At 69.9% G+C, this 7,647-nt stretch carries 11 protein-coding genes; all 11 read right to left on the minus strand.

Going from position 1 to position 7,647, the window contains the following annotated elements:
• Window positions 1–307 precede the first annotated feature (307 nt).
• Window positions 308–730 (minus strand): hypothetical protein, encoded by a 423-nt coding sequence (locus RDU12_RS09725; protein ID WP_300290156.1) that lies wholly within the window; start codon window positions 728–730, stop codon window positions 308–310.
• Between the two features lie 37 nt (window positions 731–767).
• Entirely contained in the window at window positions 768–1,757 is a 990-nt protein-coding gene (gene thiL / locus RDU12_RS09730; protein ID WP_300290155.1) for a thiamine-phosphate kinase, read from the minus strand.
• On the minus strand, window positions 1,757–2,284 hold the full coding sequence (nusB, locus tag RDU12_RS09735; RefSeq protein WP_300290154.1) for a transcription antitermination factor NusB: 528 nt from the start codon (window positions 2,282–2,284) through the stop codon (window positions 1,757–1,759). The genes thiL and nusB overlap by 1 nt, the downstream gene beginning before the upstream one ends.
• Complete coding sequence (gene ribH, locus RDU12_RS09740; RefSeq protein ID WP_300290153.1) at window positions 2,281–2,742, minus strand: 6,7-dimethyl-8-ribityllumazine synthase; 462 nt, start codon at window positions 2,740–2,742, stop codon at window positions 2,281–2,283. Before ribH ends, nusB begins: the two co-directional genes overlap by 4 nt.
• On the minus strand, window positions 2,739–3,872 hold the full coding sequence (ribB, locus tag RDU12_RS09745) for a 3,4-dihydroxy-2-butanone-4-phosphate synthase (RefSeq protein ID WP_300290152.1): 1,134 nt from the start codon (window positions 3,870–3,872) through the stop codon (window positions 2,739–2,741). Before ribB ends, ribH begins: the two co-directional genes overlap by 4 nt.
• Entirely contained in the window at window positions 3,872–4,462 is a 591-nt protein-coding gene (locus RDU12_RS09750; RefSeq protein ID WP_300290151.1) for a riboflavin synthase, read from the minus strand. Before RDU12_RS09750 ends, ribB begins: the two co-directional genes overlap by 1 nt.
• A gap of 144 nt (window positions 4,463–4,606) precedes the next feature.
• Entirely contained in the window at window positions 4,607–5,239 is a 633-nt protein-coding gene (locus RDU12_RS09755; protein ID WP_308684525.1) for a RibD family protein, read from the minus strand.
• Window positions 5,239–5,724: a transcriptional regulator NrdR gene (gene nrdR / locus RDU12_RS09760; protein ID WP_300292916.1), complete on the minus strand. Its 486-nt coding sequence runs from the start codon at window positions 5,722–5,724 to the stop codon at window positions 5,239–5,241. Before nrdR ends, RDU12_RS09755 begins: the two co-directional genes overlap by 1 nt.
• 7 nt (window positions 5,725–5,731) lie before the next feature.
• Complete coding sequence (glyA, locus tag RDU12_RS09765; RefSeq protein WP_308684526.1) at window positions 5,732–7,015, minus strand: serine hydroxymethyltransferase; 1,284 nt, start codon at window positions 7,013–7,015, stop codon at window positions 5,732–5,734.
• A gap of 67 nt (window positions 7,016–7,082) precedes the next feature.
• Window positions 7,083–7,271, minus strand: a complete 189-nt coding sequence (locus RDU12_RS09770; protein WP_374990209.1) for a hypothetical protein — start codon at window positions 7,269–7,271, stop codon at window positions 7,083–7,085.
• Window positions 7,258–7,647 (minus strand): aminotransferase class I/II-fold pyridoxal phosphate-dependent enzyme (locus tag RDU12_RS09775; RefSeq protein ID WP_308684527.1); only part of this gene is annotated, 390 nt, incomplete at its 5' end. The genes RDU12_RS09770 and RDU12_RS09775, both read right to left, overlap by 14 nt.

A 7,647-nucleotide genomic window follows, 5' to 3' on the forward strand; every position in this document is an offset into this window, starting at 1 on the left:
ATGGCGGCGGCGATCTCGCGCATCTTGTCGTTGCCGGTCGAGGCCTTCATCAACGCGGCCGTCTGAACCAGTCCGTACAGGACCCCCAGCGCGCCTGCGGCGATGACAAGCCACAGAATATTACTCATGGCGTTTCCAATCCCTGTGTTTCTAGAGGCGCCCGGACCCTTGGCGCGGCGGGCGTTATTCGCCTCTGTCCGCCTTCCGGTCCCCCCGTGCGCACGGACGCGAGTCTGCGTCCCTCGGGAAATGCGGCGGAAACGTGCCAAATGCGTCGGGGTGACGCAACAGGATTGGTGAATGGAGTTCAGCCGGCGCGGACGCCCGTGCGCCGCCGGGGCGCCTGGCTGATGATCTCGACCCGGGTCACAGCCCCGCGTCCGGCGATCGAGGCGGCCGAACGCATCAGGCTGGCGGACAGGGCGGCGGTGTCCAGTCGGGTCCAGTCGTCTTCGATCACGAAGGGGGTGCGATGCCCGGCGCGCACCAGGGCGTCGCGCAAATAGGCCTCTTTCGGGCGCATCGATTCGGGCGTCGCCGCGCCGCCGAGATGGAGACGCAAGGAGACGAAGACGTAGTTGCGGATCCGGCCGCCGGAGATGATCGGCAGACCCACGCCGGCGATGCCGAGGCTCGCGCCGGTGGCCGGCTTGTCCTCGGCGTCGGCCATCGTGGCCGTCGCGAGGGCCGGTACGGCGAGGGAGGCGGCGATCAGGTCACGGCGGCGCATGGCCCCAAGGTGAGGCCGACGCCTTGAGAATTCGTTGTCAGCCGTGGGTGAAGCCGGGCCGGTCGATCGGAATCGGCTGTCCGCCGAACCGGGCGACGATCCCCTGTCCGGCGACGACCCGGCCGATGCGGGTCAGCCGCAGATGGCGACGCTCGGCCTCGCGCCGGAGGGCGGCCTCGTCGGCGGCGCGGGCGGTGAAGGCGATCTCGTAGTCGTCCCCGCCGGTGGCCAGACTTTCCAGCGCCGCCTGTTCGTCCACCCGACCGTCATACCAGGCCTGGGCCGCCGCGGAGCGCGGCACGGTTTCCAGATCGATTTCGACCCGGACCCCGCTCGTTTCGGCGAGATGACCGAGATCGGCGACGAGGCCGTCGGAGACGTCGATGGAGGCGCTGGCGAAATCGCGGATCGCGGCGCTGAACTCGACGCGCGGCGTCGGCGTCCGATACTGCTCCAGCAGGGCGGCGACCCGATCCGGCTGCAGCGACAGCTTGTTCTGGGCCGCCTGCAGCCCCAGCCAGCCGTCGCCGATCGATCCGGTGACGAAGACCAGGTCGTCGACCCGGGCGCCCCCACGGCCGACCGTCCGCCCCCTGGGCGTCCAGCCCAGCAGGGTGATGGAGAAGCTCGCCGGCCCCGGGGTGACGACGGTGTCGCCCCCCAGCAAGGCCACGCCGAACGCCTTCTGGTCCGCCCGCAGCCCGTCGACGAACGTCATCCGCTCGGGCCAGCCGCAGCGTTCCGACCAGTGGCAGGCCAGCAGATAGCCGAACGGCTCGGCCCCCTTGGCGGCCAGGTCCGACAGGTTCACGCGCAGCAGCTTGCGGGCCACGGTGTCGAGCGGGTCGGTCGGCAGGAAGTGGACGCCCTCGACAAGGACGTCCTTGGTCACGACGAGGTCGTGGCCAGGCTTCGAGGGGACCACGGCGACGTCGTCCCGGAGCCCCCGCCCCCATTCAGGGTGGGCGAGAGGCGCGAACAGACGCTGGATGGTCTCGAATTCACCGGCGACGTCGACCGCGGCCATCAGGAGGCGCGGGCGTCTCGCGCCACGCCGTCGAGGGCGGCGTTGACGAATTTCGCCTCGGCGTCGTCGAAGAAGGCCTTGGCCAGTTCGACGTATTCGTCGATCACGATCTCCTTCGGCACGTCCTGGCGTTCGCGCAGCTCCCACGCCCCGGCGCGCAACAGCGCCCGCAGGGTCGAGTCGAGCCGCTCCAGCCGCCAGTTGGAGGCCAGCCGCGCCCTGACCGCCCCGTCGATGTCGCGCTGGCCGCCGACGACGCCCCGGACGATCTCGGCGAACCAGGCTTCGTCCGCCTCGGCGAGGGGCTCGCCTTCGATGTCGGTGTCGAAGCGATGGTTGGAGAATTCGGTGATGACCGTCTCGACCCCCTCCCCGGCCAGTTCCATCTGGTACAGGGCCTGGACGGCGGCGAGGCGCGCCACGGTGCGGGCGCGGCGCTGCCGGCTGGTCAGCTGCGGCTCGGCGCGCTGTTTCTCGGCCTCGGCGAGTTGCTCGAGCACGGACTGGAGGCTGGCGGGTTCGGTCACGACGCCAGTCCTACGCGCAGCCGCTTGCGCAAGGCAATGAGGTCCAGACAGGCGCGCGCCGCCCCGCCGCCCTTGTCGCCCTCGCTGAGCCGGGCCCGGGCCCAGGCCTGGTCCTCGTCCTCGGTCGTCAGGATGCCGTTCCCGATGGCGACGCCCTTGAGCCCGAGCTGCATCAGCGCGGCGGCGGACTGATCGGAGACGATCTCGAAATGATAGGTCTCGCCGCGAATGATGCAGCCCAGGGCGACATAGCCGTCGTAGCGGGGCGCGGTCGGAAAGCGGCCGGCCTCCTCGGCCAGGGCGATGGCGGTCGGGACCTCGAGGGCGCCCGGCACCGAGACGATGTCGAAGTCGGCGCCCTGGGCGCGCAGGGCGTCCTTCGCCCCTTCCAGCAGGGCGTCGGCGAGATCGTCGTAGAAGCGCGCCTCGACGATGAGGACGCGATACGGGTCGCTCACGATTGCTCTTCTCCGTCCATGTCGCGCCAGCCGACGATGCGCAGGCCGTAGCCTTCCAGCGCGGTGGGATTGGGGCGGGTCGAGCTCATCACGATCATGTCGCGGACGCCGAGGTCGAGCAGGATCTGGGCGCCGACGCCGTAGTTGCGCAGGGCGCGGTCGACGGCGGCCGGCTTCTCGACGCCGGCGAGCCGTTCGGCGAGGCCGTGCAGTTCCGGATCGCGGAGGAAGACGGTGACGCCCGGTCCGGCGTGGTCGCTGATCGCCTTCAGGGCCCGCGGCACATAGTTCTGGCGGGCCTCGACATGGCCGAGCAGGTCGGCGGCGAAGTCGACCTGGTGCATGCGCACCAGAGTCGGCTTGCCCGGCTCGATCTTGCCGTGAACCAGGGCCACGTGTTCGACGCCCTCGATGGCGTTGCGGTACAGCATCAGGCGGAACGGCCCGCCGTGGACGCTCTCGAATGGCGTGTCCATGACCCGTTCGACCAGTCGCTCGGTGCGGCGGCGATAGGCGATCAGGTCGGCGATGGTGCCGATCTTCAGCCCGTGCAACTGGGCGAAGGCGACGAGGTCCGGCATCCGGGCCATGGTGCCGTCTTCGTTCATGATCTCGCAGATCACCCCGGCCGGCGTGAGGCCGGCCATGCGCGAGATGTCGACGGCCGCCTCGGTGTGGCCGGTGCGAACCAGCACGCCGCCGTCGCGGGCGACCAGCGGGAAGACGTGGCCCGGCGAGACGATGTCGTCGGCGCCCCGGGTCGGGTCGGCGGCGACCTGCACCGTGCGGGCGCGGTCGGCGGCCGAGATGCCGGTCGTGACCCCCTCCTTCGCCTCGATCGAGACGGTGAAGGCGGTGCCCATGCTCTCGCGGTTCTCGGCCGACATCGGCGGCAGGCGCAGCTGGCGGGCGCGGTCGGCGGTGATGGCGAGGCAGATCAGGCCGCGGGCGTGGCGGGCCATGAAATTGATCTGGTCCGGCGTGGCGAACTGGGCCGGGATGATGACATCGCCCTCGTTCTCGCGATCCTCGGCGTCGACGAGGATGTAGGGCTTGCCGTTGCGGGCGTCCTCGAGAATGTCCTCGATGGGGCTGATCGGGCTGTCGTTCATGTTCGCGGCCAATTGCATCACGCCGTCTCCTGCCACCGCGCGAGGTATCGCGCCAGCATGTCGATCTCGATATTGACCGCATCGCCCGGTTTGAGGCCGCCGAGCGTGGTGGCCCGCCAGGTGTGCGGGATGATGTTGACCTCGAAGCGCCGGCCCTCGACGGCGTTGACGGTCAGGGACACGCCGTCGACGGTGATCGAGCCCTTGGGCGCGATATAGCGGTGCAGCGGCGCGGGAGCCTCGATATGAACCCGGTGCGAGCCGCCCTCGGGCTCGACGGCGACGACGCGGCCGAGGCCGTCGACGTGGCCGGAGACGATGTGGCCGCCCAGTTCGTCGCCGAGCTTCGCGGCGCGCTCCAGATTGACCCTGTGACCTTCAGCCCAGTCGCCCAGGGTGGTCTTCGACAGGGTCTCGCCGGAGACCTCGACGGCGAACCAGCCGGGGCCCTTCTCGGTCACCGTCAGGCAGCAGCCGGCGTGGCTTATCGAGGCGCCGAGATCGATGCCGGCGGTGTCGAAGGCCGTTTCGATCTCATAGCGGCGGTCGCGCTCGGTTGGCCGGACCGAGCGGACCCGGCCGACGTCGGTGACGATGCCGGTGAACATCAGCGCGCCCCCGGGGTAGACTCTGATCCGGAAAAAAAGGAGTCGATCTCGTCTACCTCGTCTACCTCGTCGCCGCCGGAATGCGACGCCGGGCCCGCACTATGGCGCCGCCCTGCGTCAAGATCGGACGCACGCCGGAAGGGTCTAGCGGACGGCGTCATAGCGTTCCCAAAGATCGTCGCCGACAGGTTCGGCCGACACCCGCCGGAACTGGGGGGCGGCGGCCAGGTTTTCAAGCGCCAGCGCGGCCACGCAGGGTCGCCCCTCGGCCCCGAGAAGGATCGGCGCGCGGAACCATTCGAGACGGTCGACCAGTCCGGCGCGCAGGAAGGAGGCGGCGACCTGTCCGCCGCCCTCGACCAGGACCGAGGCGACGCCCTTGCGGCGCAGGGCCGCGAGCGCCGCGGCCGGCGTCGGGCGCCCGCCCTCGCTGTCGACCTGTTCGACGACGGCGGTTCCGATGGCGGCCGGCGTGACGGCGGTGAGGATGAGGGTGTCGCCGCCAACGGCCAGCTTCGCCGTCGCCGGGGTCCGCAGCCGGCTGTCGAGGACGACGCGCAGCGGCTGGTCGACGGGGCGGCCGGGCAGGCGCGCGGTCAGCTCGGGATCGTCCGCCAGCACGGTCTCGACCCCGACCAGAACGGCGTCATGGGCCGCGCGCAGACGGTGTCCCTCGAGCCGCGCCGCCTCGCCGGTGATCCATTTCGACTCGCCGGAGGCCGTGGCGATCCGCCCGTCGAGGGAGGTCGCCAGTTTCAGGGTGACGCGCGGGCGCATCAGCTCCGGCCGGATCCGTCGTCGTCCTGCCCCTCGTTGAGCCCCTCCGCGCCGAGGAAACGGGCGAAATCGCCGGTGTGGCGGAAGTCCTTGTAGACCGAGGCGTAGCGGACATAGGCGACCTCATCGACCGACTTCAGCGCCTTCATGATGAAGTCGCCGACGGTCGAGGACGGGATCTCGGTCTCGCCGAGGCTTTCCAGCTGGCGGACGATGCGGCTGACCAGCTGCTCGATCTGCTCCGGCTGCACCGGACGCTTGCGCAGGGCGATGCCCAGCGATCGCTCCAGCTTGTCGCGGTCGAAGGGGGTGCGGCGGCCGTTGCGCTTGAGGATCATCAGCTCGCGCAGCTGGACCCGTTCGAAGGTGGTGAAACGCCCGCTGCACTGCGGGCAGGACCGGCGGCGACGGATGGCGGCGCCGTCGTCGGACGGGCGGCTGTCCTTCACCTGGGTATCCTGATTTCCGCAGAAGGGGCATTTCATCAGGTGGTTATCCGTATATCGGGAAGCGACGCGTGAGCTCGCGCACCTCGCCCGCGACCCGTTGCGAGACCCCGGCGTCGGCCTCGTCCGTGCCCTTCATCGAGTCGATGACGTCGGCGATCCAGTGGCCGACCTGCTGGAACTCGCCGACGCCGAAGCCGCGGGTGGTGCCGGCCGGGGTGCCGAGACGGACGCCCGAGGTGACGGTGAAGGGGGCGGTGTCGAAGGGGACGCCGTTCTTGTTGCAGGTCATCAGGGCGTGCTCCATGGCCGCCTCGGTGGCCTTGCCGGTGACGCCCTTGGGCCGCAGATCGACCAGCATCAGGTGGCTGTCGGTGCCGCCCGAGACGATGGCCGCGCCGCGCTCGACCAGCACGGCGGCCAGGGCCTGGGCGTTGTCGACGACCTGCCGCGCATAGGCCTTGAACTCGGGCTTGAGCGCCTCGCCGAAGGCCACGGCCTTGGCGGCGATGACGTGCTCCAGCGGTCCGCCCTGCAGGCCAGGGAAGACGGCCGAGTTGATCTTCTTGCCCAGCTCGACGTCATTCGACAGCACCATGCCGCCACGCGGGCCGCGCAGGGTCTTGTGCGTGGTGGTGGTGACGACGTGGGCGTGGGGCAGCGGGTCGGGATAGACGCCGCCGGCGATCAGGCCCGCATAGTGGGCCATGTCGACCATCAGATACGCCCCGACGCTGTCAGCGATCTCGCGGAAGCGTTTGAAGTCGATGTGGCGGCTGTAGGCGCTGGCGCCGGCGAGGATCAGCCTCGGCTTCTCCTTTTCCGCCATTTCAGCGACGTGGTCGTAGTCGATCAGGCAGTCGCTCTCGCGCACCTTGTAGGTCACCGGCCGGAACCATTTGCCGGACTGGTTGGCGGGCGAGCCGTGGGTCAGGTGGCCGCCGGCCGCCAGATCCATGCCCAGGAACGTATCCCCGGGCGTCAGCAGGGCCTGGAACACCGCCTGGTTGGCCTGGGCGCCGGAGTGCGGCTGGACGTTGGCGAAGGCGCAGCCGAACAGCTGTTTGGCGCGCTCGCGGGCGAGGTTCTCGGTGACGTCGACGTATTCGCAGCCGCCATAGTAGCGCCGGCCCGGATAGCCCTCGGCGTATTTGTTGGTCAGGACGGAGCCCTGGGCCTCCAGCACCGCCCTGGAGACGATGTTCTCGGACGCGATCAGCTCGATCTGTTCTTGCTGGCGGCGCAGCTCGCCCTGGATGCCGCCGAAGATGTCGGGATCGGCGTCGGCGAGGGTTTTCGAGAAGAAGGCGTCGTGGGTGAAGGCGGTCACTGCGGGGTCCCCGAACTTGGCGGTTGTTCATTTAGGCCCGGGCGCCGGCAACCACAACATCTTGTGGTCACCGGGTGGCCAGCGCCCGTTTGAGCTTGGCGATGGCGATGCGTTCCAGCCCCTTCGGCTCGGCGGCCGGGCCGAGGGCGGAGACTTCGACGCCGGTGGCCACGTGGATGGCCGAGCATTTCAGATACGGGCCGTTGCGGGTCATCTCGATGATGACCTCGCCGATGTCGGCCTCAGGCGACGGCAGGGAGGCGCGCCACGTTGCAGTGGGTCCACAGCCTGTCCATGGCGCGGACGAGGTCGTCCATCATGGCGTCGGTGTGGTTGGGCGAGGGGGTGAAGCGCAGCCGTTCGGTGCCCTTGGGCACGGTCGGATAGTTGATCGGCTGGACGTAGACGCCGTGCTCCTCCAGCAGCATGTCCGAGATCATCTTGGTGTGGACCGGATCGCCGACGAACACCGGGACGATGTGGCTGACGCTCTCCATCACCGGGATGCCGGCGGCGCGGAAGCGGGCCTTGAGGGCGGCGGCGCGCTCCTGGTGGGCGTCACGCACTTCCGGGTGGGCCTTGAGCCAGCGCACCGAGGCGAGGGCCCCGGCGGTCAAGGCGGGAGGAAGACT

Origin of the sequence: Brevundimonas sp., assembly GCF_031082345.1 — a bacterium.
In the GTDB taxonomy this organism is placed as follows: domain Bacteria; phylum Pseudomonadota; class Alphaproteobacteria; order Caulobacterales; family Caulobacteraceae; genus Brevundimonas.